General features: G+C 55.3%; 15 protein-coding genes. 6 read left to right on the top strand and 9 right to left on the bottom strand.

The annotated features are described in order from the left end of the window. Positions 1-15 precede the first annotated feature (15 nt). Genes BQ4436_RS10715 through BQ4436_RS10680 form a run of 8 tightly spaced genes read right to left on the bottom strand, consistent with a single transcriptional unit; the run spans position 16 to position 7,921 of the window. Positions 16-1,644: an ABC-F family ATP-binding cassette domain-containing protein gene (locus BQ4436_RS10715; RefSeq protein ID WP_070362442.1), complete on the bottom strand. Its 1,629-nt coding sequence runs from the start codon at positions 1,642-1,644 to the stop codon at positions 16-18. A 44-nt stretch (positions 1,645-1,688) separates the two neighbouring features. Beyond that, entirely contained in the window at positions 1,689-2,081 is a 393-nt protein-coding gene (locus BQ4436_RS10710) for a metal-sulfur cluster assembly factor (RefSeq protein WP_070362441.1), read from the bottom strand. A gap of 12 nt (positions 2,082-2,093) precedes the next feature. Next, positions 2,094-2,537 carry a Fe-S cluster assembly sulfur transfer protein SufU gene (gene sufU / locus BQ4436_RS10705; RefSeq protein WP_070362440.1) on the bottom strand — a complete coding sequence of 148 codons (444 nt, stop codon included), beginning with the start codon at positions 2,535-2,537 and terminating at the stop codon, positions 2,094-2,096. 3 nt (positions 2,538-2,540) lie between these two features. Beyond that, positions 2,541-3,812 (bottom strand): cysteine desulfurase, encoded by a 1,272-nt coding sequence (locus tag BQ4436_RS10700; RefSeq protein WP_070362439.1) that lies wholly within the window; start codon positions 3,810-3,812, stop codon positions 2,541-2,543. Continuing rightward, a complete protein-coding gene (gene sufC / locus BQ4436_RS10695; RefSeq protein ID WP_070362438.1) occupies positions 3,812-4,567 on the bottom strand; it encodes a Fe-S cluster assembly ATPase SufC in 756 nt (251 codons plus the stop codon). Before sufC ends, BQ4436_RS10700 begins: the two co-directional genes overlap by 1 nt. 23 nt (positions 4,568-4,590) lie before the next feature. Continuing rightward, on the bottom strand, positions 4,591-5,763 hold the full coding sequence (sufD, locus tag BQ4436_RS10690; protein ID WP_070362437.1) for a Fe-S cluster assembly protein SufD: 1,173 nt from the start codon (positions 5,761-5,763) through the stop codon (positions 4,591-4,593). A 5-nt stretch (positions 5,764-5,768) separates the two neighbouring features. Continuing rightward, positions 5,769-7,214, bottom strand: coding sequence for a Fe-S cluster assembly protein SufB (gene sufB / locus BQ4436_RS10685; RefSeq protein WP_070362436.1), 1,446 nt, complete (start codon positions 7,212-7,214; stop codon positions 5,769-5,771). Beyond that, complete coding sequence (locus BQ4436_RS10680) at positions 7,214-7,921, bottom strand: helix-turn-helix transcriptional regulator (RefSeq protein WP_070362435.1); 708 nt, start codon at positions 7,919-7,921, stop codon at positions 7,214-7,216. The genes sufB and BQ4436_RS10680 overlap by 1 nt, the downstream gene beginning before the upstream one ends. Before the next feature lie 138 nt (positions 7,922-8,059). Between BQ4436_RS10680 and mptB the strand changes: the two genes are divergently transcribed. The 5 genes from mptB (at position 8,060) to BQ4436_RS10655 (ending at position 13,148) form a co-directional block, all read left to right on the top strand. Next, positions 8,060-9,709, top strand: a complete 1,650-nt coding sequence (gene mptB, locus BQ4436_RS10675) for a polyprenol phosphomannose-dependent alpha 1,6 mannosyltransferase MptB (protein WP_369822090.1) — start codon at positions 8,060-8,062, stop codon at positions 9,707-9,709. A 6-nt stretch (positions 9,710-9,715) separates the two neighbouring features. Continuing rightward, positions 9,716-10,648: an ABC transporter ATP-binding protein gene (locus BQ4436_RS10670; protein ID WP_070477084.1), complete on the top strand. Its 933-nt coding sequence runs from the start codon at positions 9,716-9,718 to the stop codon at positions 10,646-10,648. A gap of 2 nt (positions 10,649-10,650) precedes the next feature. Continuing rightward, positions 10,651-11,412: an ABC transporter permease gene (locus tag BQ4436_RS10665; RefSeq protein WP_369822089.1), complete on the top strand. Its 762-nt coding sequence runs from the start codon at positions 10,651-10,653 to the stop codon at positions 11,410-11,412. Between the two features lie 70 nt (positions 11,413-11,482). Beyond that, on the top strand, positions 11,483-12,430 hold the full coding sequence (locus tag BQ4436_RS10660) for a COX15/CtaA family protein (protein WP_070976893.1): 948 nt from the start codon (positions 11,483-11,485) through the stop codon (positions 12,428-12,430). Between the two features lie 28 nt (positions 12,431-12,458). Next, the gene (locus BQ4436_RS10655) at positions 12,459-13,148 is read left to right on the top strand and encodes an MDR/zinc-dependent alcohol dehydrogenase-like family protein (RefSeq protein WP_070976889.1); all 690 of its coding nucleotides are present in this window, start codon (positions 12,459-12,461) and stop codon (positions 13,146-13,148) included. Between the two features lie 159 nt (positions 13,149-13,307). Here the strand turns inward: BQ4436_RS10655 and BQ4436_RS10650 are convergent, their stop codons facing one another. Next, positions 13,308-14,222, bottom strand: a complete 915-nt coding sequence (locus BQ4436_RS10650; RefSeq protein ID WP_070976886.1) for a heme o synthase — start codon at positions 14,220-14,222, stop codon at positions 13,308-13,310. Positions 14,223-14,527: 305 nt separating this feature from the next. Between BQ4436_RS10650 and tkt the strand changes: the two genes are divergently transcribed. Beyond that, on the top strand, positions 14,528-16,630 hold the full coding sequence (tkt, locus tag BQ4436_RS10645; RefSeq protein WP_083329547.1) for a transketolase: 2,103 nt from the start codon (positions 14,528-14,530) through the stop codon (positions 16,628-16,630). Positions 16,631-16,672 lie beyond the last annotated feature (42 nt).

Genomic DNA, 16,672 nt, shown 5'->3' with positions numbered 1-16,672 from the left:
GTTACACTGAGTCGACTACGCCAATTCGACGATCTCCATATACTCGTCGCTCCACAGGTCTTCATCGCCTTCAGGCATGATGATCACTCGCTCTGGCTCGAGTGCTTCGACAGCTCCAGGGTCGTGCGTGACGAGAACGACAGCGCCGGTATAGGTTTTCAGCGCATCCAATACTTGCTGTCGGGACTGCGGATCCAAGTTGTTTGTCGGCTCGTCAAGAAGAAGGACATTTGCGCGCGAGGAAACGAGCGTTGCCAGCGCTAACCTCGTTTTCTCACCACCAGACAGTGTTCCAGCTGGCTGGTCTAGCTTGTCTCCCGAGAACATGAACGCCCCGAGTAGACCGCGTAGATCCTGCTGCCCTGCATCTGGGCAGGCTTCGATCGTGTTCTCCCAGACTGTTTTGTTACCGTCGATCGTGTCGTGCTCCTGGGCGAAGTACCCGATCTTGAGGCCATGCCCTGACACGATTCCGCCTTCCCCATCCGTGCGTTCAACGCCAGCAAGTAACTTGAGCAGCGTCGTCTTGCCTGCACCATTGGTGCCAAGCACTACAACTCGGGATCCTTTATCAACAGCTAGATCGACGCCAGCGAACACTTCGAGGGAGCCATACATTTTGGTAAGGCCCTTGCCAAACAAGGGTGTCTTGCCGCATGGTGCTGGCTTCGGAAAGGAAATAGACGCTACTTTATCCGCTACACGAATGTCATCAAGCTCACCCATCATGCGCTCAGCGCGAGCAAGCATCTGTTTAGCAGCTGCAGCCTTCGTCGCCTTCGCTCCGAGTTTGGCCGCTTGTTTTTGCAGTGCGGAAGCTTTCTTTTCCGCATTAGCGCGTTCACGGCGGCGTCGTGCTTCATCGAGTGCCCTGGCATCCTGGTACTTCTTGAAGCCCATGTTGTAGACATCAGCCTCAGCGCGCACTGCATCAAGGAACCAAATCTTATTGCATACTGCCTCAAGCAACTCAACATCGTGCGAAATCATGATCAAGCCACCATCGTGCTTGCTCAAGAACGAACGCAGCCATGTAATAGAGTCCGCGTCGAGGTGGTTAGTGGGCTCGTCGAGAAGCAGTGTGGTTTGGGACTTTCCAGAACCCGCCCGAGAGGCGAAAAGGATCTGTGCCAACTCCACGCGACGGCGTTGACCACCGCTGAGGGTACTGAGCTGTTGGTCGAGCACTCGTGCTGGAAGCCCGAGGTTGTCACATATCTGCGCAGCCTCTGCGTTCGCCTCGTAACCGCCTAGCGCGTGGTACTGCTCTTCGAGCCGGGAAAACTTCTCGATTGCTTTATCACGGGTCGCACCATCTGACTCTTCCATGATGGAACGCTGCCGATCCATCGAGCGTTGGATCTGATCAAGGCCTCGCGCCGAAAGAACGCGATCTCGGGCACTCTGCTCGATATTGCCTTCTTTGGAGTCTTGTGGCAGGTATCCGATCTCGCCAGTACGAGTAACCGTGCCCGCGTAGGGTTCTGTTTCTCCTGCGAGGATTCGCATCGTAGTGGTCTTCCCGGCACCATTTCGGCCGACGAGACCGATTCTGTCACCAGGTTGAACACGGAGATGCTGCCCAGGCGCTTCGAGAAGCGTCCGGGCTCCTACACGGACTTCGAGATCATTAGTAACAATCACAAAGGGTTACTCTACAAGGCCGCGTGAGTAGACGAAAACGTGGTCTAAACAGCGAAACCTAGTGCACGCAACTGCTCGCGCCCTTCTTCCGTAATCATCTGCGGTCCCCATGGTGGCATCCACACCCAATTGATGACGACTTCATCACACACAGTATTCGTCGTGATAGCGTGATCAGCTTGTTCTTCGATGACATCGGTAAGCGGGCAAGCCGGCGAAGTCAACGTCATGTTGACGACTGCTCGGTGGACATTATCGTTAGTTTCTACCCACACGTCATAGACAAGTCCAAGGTCAACAACATTGATACCCAACTCGGGGTCAATGACGTCGTGTAGGTACTCCTCTACTTCACCACAGATTTTGAGCTGTTCCTCGGTCTGTGCTGGCCGCTCGTCGCCATCGCCAAGGTTCGAAGTGTGATCGTTGTCCACCATATTTTCGCCTTTCTATTTGTCTAACGCCTCGGACGTGGCGGCTTCAAATGCTTTCCAGCCCAACAACGCACACTTGACGCGAGCTGGGAACTTAGAAACACCTGCGAACGCAATGCCATCGCCGATGGCTTCCGGATCCCCTTCTTTGGTCCCGCGAGAGGTGATCATTTCCTCAAACGAGTGCAACTTTTCCATCGCATCCGCAACAGGTAGCCCCACCAGTTCTTCTGTCATCACACTGGTTGAGGCTTGGGAGATCGAGCAACCTTGAGCATCGTAAGAGACGTCTTCAACCGTCTTTCCGTCGGCAGACAGGTGCACACGCAGCGTCAGCTCATCACCGCAAGATGGGTTGACGTGGTGCACCTCCGCTTCGTACGGTTCGCGCAGCCCCTTATGCCGTGGGTTCTTGTAATGGTCCAAGATTACTTCTTGGTACATAGACTCTAGGTTCATCGTCTAGGAATCCTCCTCGACTCCGAAGAAGCGGCGCGCTTCGCGAATGGCTTCAACCAAGGCGTCTACTTCCTCTTTGGTGTTGTACAGGTAGAAACTTGCTCGAGAGGTTGCCTGCACCTCGAGTTCTCTGTGAGCGGGCCACGCGCAGTGGTGGCCGGTGCGGATAGCAACACCGTGAGCATCAAGCACCTGTCCTAAATCATGCGGATGCACGCCATCGACGGTAAAAGCGATCGCACCGCCGCGCTGTTCAGCCACCGCAGGACCAGCGATAACTAATCCTGGAATCTCTTGCATTCGTTCCAGGGCATACTCCGTCAACATATGCTCGTGGCGTTGGACATTTTCCATTCCGATGGATTCCAAGAACTCGACGGCAGCACCAAGGCCAACGACCTGGCTTGTCATCTGCGTGCCAGCTTCGAACCGTTGGGGCGTCGGCGCATACGTCGAAGAGTCCATCTTGACGATCTCGATCATGGATCCACCTGTCAAAAATGGTGGAAGTTCCCTGAAGATCGACTTTCTCGCGTATACGGCGCCCACACCAGAAGGTCCACACATCTTATGCCCTGAGAACGCTGCAAAGTCGACGTCAAGCTCGTGAAAGTTAACAGGCATATGCGGAACAGATTGGCACGCATCAAGGACCGTGAGTGCTCCTACTGCGCGAGCACGCCTCACGATTTCATCGACGTCCGCTACTGCACCAGTTACGTTTGATTGGTGCGTGAACGCAACAACTTTTACAGTATCGTCGAGTTCCAAGCTGTCAAGGTCGATGCGTCCATTAGCAGTCATCGAGTACCACTTGAGCGTTGCTCCAGTGCGGCGGGCCAGTTCTTGCCAAGGCACGAGGTTCGCGTGGTGCTCCAGTTCAGTGACAACAATCGTGTCTCCGCGTTTGATCTGGTGCTTACCGGCACGATCATCACCAAGAACATATGCGACGAGGTTCAGAGCCTCAGTAGCGTTCTTCGTGAATGCAATCTCCTCCCCGTCAGCACCAACAAAGTTAGCGATACGCTCACGGGCAGTTTCATAAGCGTCTGTCGCCTCCTCAGCCAGTTGGTAGGAGCCACGATGGACTGGTGCAAATGTGTTCAGGACGAATTCTTGCTCAGCGTTCCACACAGACTGCGGACGCTGGGACGTAGCCCCGGAGTCCAAATAGACGAGGGGCTTCCCATCGCGCACGGTCCGACTCAGGATCGGGAACTCTGCGCGAATCGCGTCTGTGTTCAGTGTTCCATCGGAATGTAAGTATCCCATTAGATGAACTTTTCGTATCCCTCTGCCTCGAGAACATCAGCCAACGAGGCGTCGCCAGTCTGGATGACCTTGCCATCCGAGAAGATGTGAATGAAGTCAGGCTTCACATACTCCAGGATCCGCTTGTAGTGGGTGATCATTAGGACACCGCCGTTGGTTTCTTCCTGGTAGCGGTTGATCCCCTCGGATACGATTCGCAGCGCATCGACGTCAAGGCCGGAGTCCGTTTCGTCCATCACAGCAAACTTCGGCTTGAGCAACGACAACTGCATGACCTCATGTCGCTTCTTCTCACCGCCAGAAAAGCCTTCGTTGACCGAACGCTCAGTGAAAGAAGAGTCCATCTTCAACAAGTCGCGAGCATCATTGAGTTCACGAACCCAATCGCGAAGCTTCGGCGCTTCCCCACGAACAGCAGTCACAGCAGAGCGCATAAAGTTCGAAGAAGAGACGCCCGGCACCTCAACTGGGTACTGCATTGCCAGGAAGAGTCCGGCGCGAGCGCGTTCGTCGATATCCATCTCGAGGATGTTCTCACCATCGAGGAGTACTTCGCCTTCAGTAACTTCGTAGCGTGGATGACCAGCGAGCGTGTAGGCAAGCGTGGACTTACCGGAACCATTCGGCCCCATGATGGCGTGAGTCTCTCCGCCCTTAATAGTGAGGTTTACGCCCTTGAGAATCGGCGTTGGCTCTTGACCTTCCTCGGTCGGCAGGACGTTTGCGTGGAGGTTCTTGATTTCCAGGGTAGACATTGTTTTACTGATTCCTTTTCGTTTTACTGGTTCGTTTGCTCGAGCTCTCCGGCCACACGTGCAACGAGTTCTTCACGGAGGTCTTCGAGCGGGACCTGATTGAGGACCTCGTTAAAGAATCCGCGAATGATCAAGCGCGTGGCTTCGTCCTCAGGGATGCCCCTGGACCGGAGATAAAACACTTGCTCGTCATCGAACCGACCAACGGTTGCGGCATGGCCGGCTCCAGCGATTTCACCAGTCTCGATCTCGAGGTTTGGAATTGCGTCAGCGCGAGCACCATCCGTCAAGACCAGGTTCCGGTTCGTTTCATATGTATCTGTGCCGTGCGCGCCTGCGCGAATCAGCACATCACCGACCCAGCAGGTTCGTGCTTCTGGCAGATCCGACGCCTTGTCGCCTTGCAACGCACCCTTGTACAGCACGTTCGACCGGCAGTTCGGAACGCTGTGGTCGACCAGCATACGGTTTTCGATGTACTGACCCGCGTCCGCAAAGTAAACGCCGTTGAGCTCGACGTCTGCCCCCGGAGCTTGGAACTTTACGCGTGGGGTGATGCGCACGATCTCGCCACCGAAAGCTGCGACGTTGTGGCGCAGTACCGAATCGCGCTCCATCAAGATGGACTGTTGACCAATGTGTACTGCGTCCAAGTCCCAGTCCGTATCTACGACTGCGCGTACGTGCGCGCCTGCGCCGATATGCCAATTGACGTTGTCTGCATGCACACCTGTGCCGGTGTACTTGACAACGATGTCAGCCTCTGCATGGGTCCCAACTTCAAAAAGGATCGTTGCAAAGGATGTCACGTCGGCGCCGGCACCAGTGATGGTGACGGTGATGGGCTTGGACAACTTGCTGTTACCAGGCACGGTAATCAAGGTGCCGGTTTTCGCGCTCGACCATGCTTGTGCAGCAACGCGGTCTACGGGCGCGCCGGCTACTTTGAGCTGATCGTCAGCTGCGTCAAGCTCCGTGACGACGACCTCATCTGGCGCATCAATCGTGATCTGGGCGTCAGCCTGTTGCGGGAACTCCCCGTTGTGCAGACCTCGGATGCGGCGAAGTGGAATGAACCGCCAGACTTCGTCACGTCCACGTGGAACGGGAAAATCCTCAACATTGAACGACGAAAACAGATCTCCCTTGTTGTTGTGAGGAGTTGCATTCGATACGGGATTAATCGTTGAAGTCATGGTGATTAGCCCACTGATCCTTCCATTTGCAATTCAATCAGACGGTTGAGCTCCAGGGCGTACTCCATCGGGAGCTCCTTGGCAATAGGCTCGACGAAGCCACGGACAATCATCGCCATAGCTTCTTCTTCGGCAATACCGCGGGACATCAGGTAGAACAGCTGCTCTTCAGAGACCTTGGAGACTTTCGCCTCGTGTCCGAGCGTAACCCGATCGTTCCTAATGTCGTTGTACGGGTAAGTGTCAGAACGAGAAATGTCATCGACAAGCAACGCGTCGCACTCAACGTTCGAGGCGGAATCATGCGCGTTTGCGTTGATCTGTACCAGGCCACGGTAGGCCGCGCGTCCGCCACTGCGCGCAACTGACTTTGAAACGATTGAACTCGAGGTGTGCGGAGCCATGTGTGTCATCTTGGCACCGGTGTCCTGGAACTGTCCTTCACCAGCAAAAGCGACGGAAAGCACTTCGCCACGGGCATACTCGCCAGTCATCCAGACTGCTGGGTACTTCATCGTCACCTTTGAACCGATATTGCCGTCGACCCACTCCATCACTGCGCCCTCTTCGGCCTTAGCGCGCTTGGTGACGAGGTTGTAAACGTTGTTCGACCAGTTCTGGATCGTGGTGTACCGGCAGCGGCCACCTTTCTTCACGATGATTTCAACGACCGCGGAGTGAAGCGAGTCGGACTTGTAAATCGGGGCGGTGCATCCTTCTACGTAGTGGACGTAGGCGTCCTCATCAACGATGATGAGCGTGCGCTCGAACTGGCCCATGTTCTCGGTATTAATACGGAAGTATGCCTGGAGCGGGATATCGACGTGGACGCCCGGCGGAACATAGATAAACGAACCGCCTGACCATACTGCCGTATTCAGAGCTGAGAACTTGTTATCGCCAGCGGGGATGACCGAGCCGAAGTACTCCTTAAAGATGTCCTCGTGCTCGCGAAGCGCGGTGTCAGTGTCTACGAAGATGACACCCTTCTTTTCGAGATCCTCACGAATCTGGTGGTAGACAACCTCAGATTCGTACTGCGCAGCAACACCAGCGACTAGGCGCTGCTTTTCTGCCTCAGGAATGCCAAGCTTGTCGTACGTATTCTTAATGTCTTCAGGAAGGTCATCCCAGCTCGTAGCTGGTTGCTCCGTAGAGCGGACATAGTACTTAATGTTGTCAAAGTCGATGCCACTCAGGTCTGCGCCCCAAGTCGGCAGTGGCTTCTTTTCAAAAATGTCCAAAGCCTTGAGGCGCTGTTCCAGCATCCATTCTGGCTCTTCCTTAATGCCAGAAATGTCCTTGACTACCCCAGCGTTAAGACCACGCTTTGCTGCCTGCCCGGCAGCGTCTGGGTCGTGCCACCCGTAGTTGTAGCTACCGATTGACTCGATAATCTCTTCGTCGTTCATTGGTTTCTCTAAACCGGGTGCGGGATTAGCTTTCGTCATTATTTTCCGCTCCTTTCAGATACGTTATTTTTCGGCCCGTGAACAGCAGCGAGTGGAATGTTTGTTGTGCAGACACCATTGCCCTCTGTAATGGAGGCAAGTGGTTGGATGTGTCGGCCTACGATCTTAGCGATCATTTCTTGCTCTGCTTCGCAAATTTCGGGATGCGCAGACGCTACTTGTGACACCGGGCAGTGATGCTGACAAATTTGAATTCCAGTTCCTGCCTGAGTCACCGAGGCAACATAGCCGTGACGCTCTAAAACGGACACGACTTCGAGCACGACTGATTCAAGGTCGCCACTGCTTGATCGCTCCGAAATCGGCTCCACTTCTTCAAGGATGCGTTCAATCCTAGTTTTGGCGAACGCTTTGACTGCTTCATGGCCGCCAAGTTCTTCAAGAGCTTCGATTGCATCAAGCGCCATATTCTCATAGTTGCTACCGAAGCTTTCTCGGCCTTCTTCCGTCAAGCAGTAGTGCTTCGCGGGACGGCCTCGCGGTGGCTCTTCTCCAGCAACCGGCAGTGGCTCACACGTCTCAATGAGTCCAGCCTCAGTGAGCTTATCCAGGTGCCGACGGATACCGGCAGCTGAAATTCCAGTTTGCTCACCAAGTGTTGATGCAGTCACCGGTCCGCTTTTCAGCAAGAGCGCCATCACTCGCTTGCGAGTGCCACCGTCAACTGACCGCGCTTGGTTCAGCACTGGCTCACCTCGCTTCGATCTGCTTTGATCTCTGACTTTCCAACCGATTGGCTGTACACCGACCGGCCTTTACACAACACTACTGTGTCCTAATTCAATGTGCACGTTTAACCCGGTCGTTCGGCTACAATCTTGCCTGTGTTGTTCCAGGATTCACCGATAAAGTCTTTGCTTGATGCGTTTCCTCGCATCGGCAAGCCTGGATCACGGTCGGCTGGGCTCCACCGAGTCTCTAAAGAGGTTTGGCGAGGACAAGACTTTCGTTCAACCAACTACGCTGAGCAGAACCGGTTTGCCGTACTTCGATGGCTGGGTTTGGTCGGCACACTTCTCATTGGCTTGGGAGGCCTCGGGGGCGGGGCCTTGCCGGTCGTCGATAATCCTTGGTTCTCTCTGCCTGGCGGGGCCTTGCTTGGCCGAATGATGCAAGCGTCGTCTTCCATAGTTCTGTTCGGAGTAGGACTCTTGGTCTCCGCTTGGTTGTGTATGGGCCCCTTCGTTGGCGTAAGTGGCCAGAGGCCCCGCGTTTCGACGCCGCTTCTTATGCGAACATTCGTTGTATGGGTTGCTCCTCTGGTGATTACCGCTCCCCTCTTTACCCAAGACATCTATTCATACTTAGCTAATGGTGCAATTGTCCGGTTTGGTCTTGACCCGTACTCCGCTGGACCAGTCGAGCTTCTCGGGCCAGAACACCATCTAGCGCGCTCGGTCCCGTTTATTTGGGCGCATTCTCCAAGCCCCTACGGGCCTGTCGCGTTAGGTATTGCAGCGGCAATTTCTCGTATTACTGCTGACTCTATTGTGCTCGGGGTGATTGCGCACCGCGTCGTATCACTCGTCGGAGTGCTCGCCGCAGCGTGGGGGATCCGAAAGATTGCCGGCCGCTGTGGCGTACCAGAGACTGCCGCACTGTGGCTCGGGGTGCTCAATCCGCTAACGATTCTGCATCTCATTGGTGGCATCCATAATGAAGCGATCATGCTCGGATTGGTGTTAGTCGGGTTTGAGCTAGGACTTCGCGGGGCCGACAGGTTGAGGACCATCAGTTCAGCGCAAGCGTGGGGTTACCTGGCTCTCTCCGCGATCACCATTACCTGCGGAGGACTAGTCAAAGTGACAGGCTTTCTCGGTCTCGGTTTTATAGGCATGGCAATCGCTCGTGTGCTTGGGCAACGCCAGCGCAAAGCTACAGCCCTTAGCATCGCGGTGCTTTTTCAGACAGTTATTCTCATTGTCACTACTGCCGCCGTTTCACTTATAACAAGCATTGGGCTCGGATGGGTCACTGGTCAAGGCGGAGCAGCATCGATTCGTAGCTGGCTCTCGATCTCAACAGACGTGGGCGTAATCAGCGGCTTTCTAGGAATGCTGCTTGGTCTCGGCGACCACATTGACGCAGTTCTCATTGTCACCCGCGGGATTGGAGTGGCCATCGCGGTGGCGTTTCTGGTTCGCCTACTGTGGGCTACGTTGCGGGGAGCCATTCACCCTGCAGGTGGACTTGGCGTCGCAACGCTCGTGCTTGTTATATTCTTCCCAGTTGTACACCCTTGGTACCCTCTGTGGGCTATTTATCCCCTTGCTGCATGGGCAAATAGGTTCTTTTTCCGCGCCGGGGTGGCTGTGTACTCTGCTGTATTTAGTTTTCTGGTACTACCGCGTGGTCTCGGCCTGCAAGCAAAGACAGTTTTCACTATTTACGGTGTCGCAGCCTGTTGTTTTGTCGTATTTGTTGGGCTCAGTTTCCTGTTGTATCGGCGCTTTGGTGCCGGCAGGCTACACTAGCTATCCATGAACGCGCCTGTTCTTTCAGTTGACAATGTGAAGAAAACTTTTGGGGACGTTACTGCTGTAGATGGAGCATCGTTTGCCGCAAAAGAAGGAACCGTGCTGGCTTTGCTCGGTCCGAATGGAGCCGGCAAGACAACGACCATCGAGATGTGTGAAGGATTCACCCGGCCAACCTCAGGGACAATCACGGTACTAGGCGAAAACCCTGCAACCCACCCTCAGCGTGTGCGCGACCGAATTGGGATCATGCTGCAGGGTGGCGGATCATATTCGGGCGTCAAAGTCAGAGAAATGCTGAAGCTTTCGGCTTCATACAACGCAAATCCTCACGACCCTGAGTGGCTCATGGCCCTCCTAGGGCTCGAGGGAGTCGCCAATACCACGTATCGACGCCTCTCCGGAGGGCAAAAGCAACGCTTGTCCCTGGCGCTTGCACTTATAGGTCGTCCGGAGCTGGTTTTTCTTGATGAGCCAACCGCTGGCATGGACGCACAGTCACGCAACGCTGTGTGGGATATTGTTTCTGCACTAAAACGTGACGGAACCACGATCGTCCTGACTACGCACCTGATGGACGAGGCGGAGTCGCTCGCCGATGACATTGTGATCATGGATCATGGAAAGGTTGTCGCCGAAGGTTCACCGGCGGACCTGACCAGCGGATCATTTGAGCAGCAAATCACGTTTGGTACGGCGCAACCACTCGACCTCGAGAAGCTGAAGCAGCACGTGGCTTTGTGTCAGATCGATACAGCTGTGGCCCAAGTTCGCCCAATGCGCTACGTAGTCAACGGTTCGGTTTCTCCTGAACTCGTCGCCTGTATTACCGAAGAAGCACTTCGCCAATCCGTGCTGATTCGGGATATGCAAGTAAGCCACATGGCGTTGGAAGAAGTGTTTTTGAACATCACCGGTAAGGAATTAAGGAGCTAGCGGTGCACATCAAGGAAGGAACCTTTACGCCCGCCCCGCAACGGTCTTCGAAGTTTGCGATGGCCAGCGCTCAGGGACTCATCGAAAGCAAGCTGATGCTCCGTCACGGCGAACAGCTGGTGCTCAGCATCTTCATCCCGGCAGCGTTGCTCATCGCATCGGTATATTTGCCTGTTTTTGGGGATGACTACAGCCTCGACACCCTGGTGCCGATGGTGTTTGCCGTCGCGGCGACCAGCTCTGGATTTACGGGCCAGGCGATTTCGCTCGCCTTTGACCGCCGATACGGTGCGCTGAAGCGGACCGGTGCTTCCGGAGTCCCACCGTGGACGATCATCGTCGGAAAAACCCTTGGCGTGGTCGCGATGGTCTGCGTCCAGATTGCGGTGCTAGGAGCCGTTGCAGGTTTCCTTGGCTGGCGACCCTCAGTCGTTGGCGCGGTGCTTGGGGCCTGCGTCTTGTTCCTGGGAGTTGCTTGCTTTACTTCCTTGGGCTTGCTGATGGGCGGCTCGCTAAGTTCCGAGATGGTCCTTGCCATTTCGAATTTAATGTGGGTAATCATGATGGGAATCGTGGGTTGGGTCGTCTATTCTGGCGACCTTAGCCACGCTGGTTGGTGGAACCTAGTACCCACGGTTTCGCTGGCAGCTGGTATTTCTGATGCACTCGCGCTGACTGCGAATGGTCCTGCGTTGCTCAGCTTGCTAGCGTGGCTCATCGTCGGCGTTGGCTCAAGCGTTCGCTTCTTCCGTTTCGATGATTAAGGCCATGCGCTCATCGACTAAGATTCGAGCCTGAATAGTCGAACGTGTTTTATACGTCCAAGGAAAGTGCATGACTTTACAACAGACCGGTGCGCCGATGACGCATCAGGATAAAAAGCAAGCCCCCAGTCTGAAGTTGCAACGAACTCTAGCCATGATTCTCTTGCTCTGCCAAGGCGGAATCACCGTAACAGGGTCGTTGGTGCGAGTGACCGGTTCGGGGCTTGGTTGCAATACGTGGCCACTTTGCCACGAAGGTTCGCTTGTCCCCGTCGCTGGTGCCGCGCCTTGGATTCACCAAACCATTGAGTTTGGTAACCGCCTGCTTACTTTCGTGGTCGCGGCTGCCGCGATCGCCGTGCTTTGGGCTGTCTACCGCGCATCCCGCGGTCGAGATGCCCAATTCTTAGCATGGTTCTCCCTCGCCGGCGTCGTTGTCCAGGCGATTATCGGCGGTATTTCTGTTCGCCTTGATTTGCAGTGGTGGGCGGTCGCCGTGCACTTCTTGCCTTCGATGGTGCTCGTGTGGGTCGCTGCATTGCTGTACATGCGTTTGGCAGAAGACGAGTCCACGGATGCTCAAGACCGCTACCCCGAGCACATCCGAGTGATCGCCGTGATCGCTGCCGTTGCGTTGAGCTGTGTACTTGTGACAGGAACGATGGTGACAGGGTCCGGCCCGCACTCGGGTGACGCAAGCGTCGGTATGGAAGGTCGGCTTGCGATTGACACAGCGTTGTTGGCATATATTCACGCAGGGTGCATGTACGCGTATCTACTTCTTACAGTGATCACATTTTTCCTGCTACGTAGAGCGAAAGCCCCGCATGCGGCACAGAAAACTTCCTGGATCCTTCTTGGACTCATCGTGGTCCAGTGGGCAGTAGGTTTAAGCCAGTACTACATGGGCGTGCCGCGTTGGACGATTCCGATCCATATTGGGCTGTCTTCTCTGGTTGTAGCGTTCACGGCGTTCTTGTACGCGCACGCTGTGCGTCGTGAGTTGCTGTATCGCTAGACGCAAACACCATGTAGCCTGAGAAAGTATGAAAGCGATTGAGTTCGACGCGCAGCAGGTGCGTTGCATTGATATCGCTTCACCGTTCCCCAGCGATAGAGAACTTCTAGTCGAGGTCCTCTACGCTGGGTTTTTTCTTCACGACGCCTCCTTCGGCAACCAAGGATGCGGTCGTGTCCTGAAAGACCCCCTCGACGAGGTTGCGCCAGGAACTGTGGTTGCGTGGAGCGATGCCTCCGGCCCCATCGCCGAGCAGGTTGTCGTTGACCGAAGCCGGGTAGTCGCTGTATCTGACCTGATCGCCCCACACATTGGTGCTTCAATGTTGCGGCCGGGAATGGCCGCAAGTTATTCGCTATTCGAAATTTTGAAGCTTGTGCAAGGTGAAGCTGTCGTCGTCACGAATGCAGGTTCCGCAATTGGGTTGTACATGATTGCAATCGCTCGAGAGAAGGACATCATCGTGTATGCCGTTTCGGAAAGCGAGGAAGGCCGAGTAGCAGCAGATGAGGCTGGAGCCACAGCCGTATTCAGTGGCCAGCCAGGTACTGCTGCACAGATCAAAGCGCTCAATGATGGGATCGGGGTGGATGCAGTTGTGCTGACACGCTCTGACTTCAAAAATGGCTTTGCGCACGAAGTTGGGCGCAGCTCTGCGCGTACGTGTTGCTATGAAGGACTTAGCGTCGATACGAATGGATGCCAACGGCTTCCGTAAGCATGCACAGACTGTTACCAGAGTGCTCGAAGAAACACGATGGGAACCGCCAGTTCACGTGTGTGAATCGATAGATGACGCCAGCTCGCTACTGGGTTCCGAAACTTCGGAGTTTTGTGACAATGACCTTGGAGCCATCAAGCTCCAAGGATCCACGAGCTAGAAGAAGGCAGCGAATAGTGGAGTCCAACCGAGTACCGCATCAACGGAAAGCCCCAAGAACAACGCCGCAAGATAGTTGTTGGAGAGGATAAACAGCTTGAGGGGTTTCACCTTCTCCCCGCGCTTTACCCCAGCATGCAGCTGTGTGGCAACGGCGAGGAACAATGCACCCGAAATCAGCGCGGTTGCAAGATAGATCCACGAGGTGGCGGGAACCAGGAGCAGGGACACCCCGACGGTCCACCATGAGTACATGAGAATCTGACGGGTTGTCTCCGCCGGGGAAGCTACCACCGGCAGCATCGGGACATTAGCGCGGGCGTAATCCGCTCGGTACTTCATTGCCAACGCCCAGGTGTGCGGTGGAGTCCAGAAGAAGATGATCATGAACATCACGATCGCCTGCCACCACGCATCCTTGGAGCCGTCGGTGACATTATCTCTAATTGCCGCCCAACCGACCATCACGGGCATGCAACCTGCTGCGCCGCCCCAGATGACATTCTGCCAAGTTCGCCTCTTCAGCCACTTTGTATACACGTAGATATAGAAGAAGTTGGTCAGAATGATAAAGAACGCCGCGAGCCACGACTTACACAGGAATCCAAGCCAAAGCACACTCGCGACGAGAAGCGCCCAAGCAAATACGGCGGCTTTCTGTTTGGTGACCTTTGCCCGGACAAGTGGCCGTGCACGCGTTCGCCCCATTTTCTGGTCAATGTCGTAGTCGGCGACCATGTTAAATGCATTTGCCGCACCGGCCCCCATCCAACCACCGAACAGCGTTGCAAGAATGAGCCACACGTGCACAGTGCCACGGTCTGCTTGCAACATTGCAGGGATAGCTGCCACTAGAAGAAGTTCAATGACCCGGGGCTTCGTAAGCGCGAAGTATGCCTTGATGGTCTCCAATACTTCTCCTCCACATCAAACTTCAACCGTTCGGCTAGAACTCTTACGCAACATTGGTTCGCGTTCAGGTGTCGAGCATTTCGGCTGATATGGTACCGCAACGCATTACACGATGATCTTTTCAGCCCTCTTATACTTTGACCCTCCCGGTGATGTTAGCCTCCGCTCACCAATTTGTCAGAATTAACGTGGCGGCTACACCCGCGAGTCTTCTTCGCACAACACCGTTGGGTGTCACCACCACAAAGCGAGTTTTACACTAGGCTGGGTCCTGTTCTGTTTCCATAGCATGAATCGAGGATTCTGTGACGCTTTCAGCTGAACTTCAAGCAAAAACTGTACGTAACTATCCCGAAGACTGGACCGACGTGGATACGCGGGCAGTTGATACGGCCCGAATCCTCGCGGCTGACGCCGTGGAAAACTGCGGCTCTGGGCACCCAGGCACCGCGATGTCGCTCGCCCCTCTTGCATATACGCTCTACCAGCGGGTGATGAATGTAGACCCCGCTGACCCACATTGGGCAGGGCGCGATCGCTTCGTATTGTCAAACGGCCACTCTTCCCTGACGCAGTATGTTCAGCTCTACCTGGGGGGCATGGGACTTGAGCTTAAAGACCTCCAGCAGCTTCGTACCTGGGGTGCTAAGACTCCCGGTCACCCTGAGTACAACCACACGGACCACGTAGAGATTACAACTGGCCCACTCGGCCAGGGGTTGGCATCAGCAGTTGGTATGGCGATGGCTTCGCGCCGGGAACGTGGCCTGTTTGACCCTGAGGCTCCGGCTGGCGAATCGCCGTTCGATCATTTCATCTACGTCGTGGCTGGAGACGGTTGCCTTCAAGAAGGTGTCACATCGGAGGCTTCATCTCTCGCAGGGACGCAGCAGCTCGGAAACCTGATTGTATTCTGGGATGACAACAGGATTTCGATCGAGGATGATACCCAGATCGCGTTCACTGAAGACGTTATGAAGCGCTACGAGGCCTACGGCTGGCAAACACTAACGGTTGAGTCCGGCGAGGACGTCGTCGCGATTGAGAAAGCGATCAAGGAAGCACAGTCCGACACCAATCGCCCAACGATCATTCAGGTAAAGACGGTCATCGGCTTCCCTGCTCCTACGCTGCAAAACACGGGTGCAGTACACGGCGCAGCTCTCGGTGCGAAAGAAATCGCAGCTGTCAAAAAGATTCTCGGCTTTGATCCGGAGATTCACTTCCCGGAGGAAGAGTCCGTTATCACCCATACTCGAAAGCTCCGGGACCGTGGTGCTGCGAAGCGTAAACAGTGGGACGAGACGTTTGCTGTTTGGGCTGAGGCCAACCCAGAGAAGAAGGCCCTGTTTGACCGATTGACGGCTCGAGAGCTCCCATCCAACTGGTCGCAGGACTTCCCAACTTGGGACGCTGACGAAAAGGGCCTTGCTACCCGTAAGGCTTCTGAAGCAGTAATCCAGGCTGCGGCTGCGGCCCTTCCAGAGCTTTGGGGTGGCTCCGCAGACCTTGCAGGCTCCAATAACACCCTTATCAAGGGGGCTGCATCGTTCGGGCCTCAGGCGATTTCTACCGATATGTTCAGCGCTGAGCCGTACGGTCGCAATTTGCACTTCGGCATCCGCGAACATGCCATGGGCGCGATCATGAACGGCATTGCACTGCACGGCAACACACGAGTTTACGGCGGTACGTTCCTGATCTTCTCCGAGTATCTCTACCCGGCAATTCGCGTCGCAGCACTTTCAGGTATCGACGGCTACTACGTCTTCACGCACGACTCGATCGGCCTGGGCGAAGACGGTCCGACCCACCAGCCGGTTGAAACGCTCACTGCGCTTCGAGCCATCCCGGATATGGCGGTGATCCGACCGGCCGACGCGAATGAAACGTCTGCTGCGTGGAAGTCTGCGCTGGAGGCTAAGCCGATGCCGAAGGCACTGGCGCTTTCCCGTCAGAACCTCCCTGTGCTTGAGGGCACAAAGGAAAAGGCATTCGAAGGTGTTGCTCGCGGTGCGTACGTACTCGTGGACTCCTCTACCCCGACGCCTGATTTGATTCTGATGGCTTCTGGCTCGGAAGTGCAGCTTGCTGTTGAGGCTGCGAAGTCCTTGGAAGCCGAAGGTATCGGAACTCGAGTTGTCTCGGTGCCTTGCATGGAGTGGTTTACGCAGCAATCGCCGGAGTACATTGAATCGGTACTTCCTGCAGAGGTTCGAGCAAGGGTCTCTGTCGAGGCCGGTCTGTCCATGCCATGGCATCGTTTTGTAGGCGACGCCGGTCAGTGCGTTTCCTTGGAGCACTTTGGTGCCTCCGCACCAGGTCCAGAGCTCTTCGAGCGGTTCGGCTTTACAGCAGACAACGTTGCAGCAGCCGGACGCGCGTCTGTAGCAGCGGTGCAGCGATAGTTGAAGAGTTGTCCTGGTCAAGCCCTCCCCTAGCTTGGCCAG

It is taken from the genome of Corynebacterium sp. MC3 (genome assembly GCF_900099485.1).
Classification (GTDB): domain Bacteria; phylum Actinomycetota; class Actinomycetes; order Mycobacteriales; family Mycobacteriaceae; genus Corynebacterium; species Corynebacterium pseudogenitalium.
The sequence above is the reverse complement of the archived record's forward strand: the minus strand, read 5'-3'. Positions and strand labels throughout refer to the sequence as shown.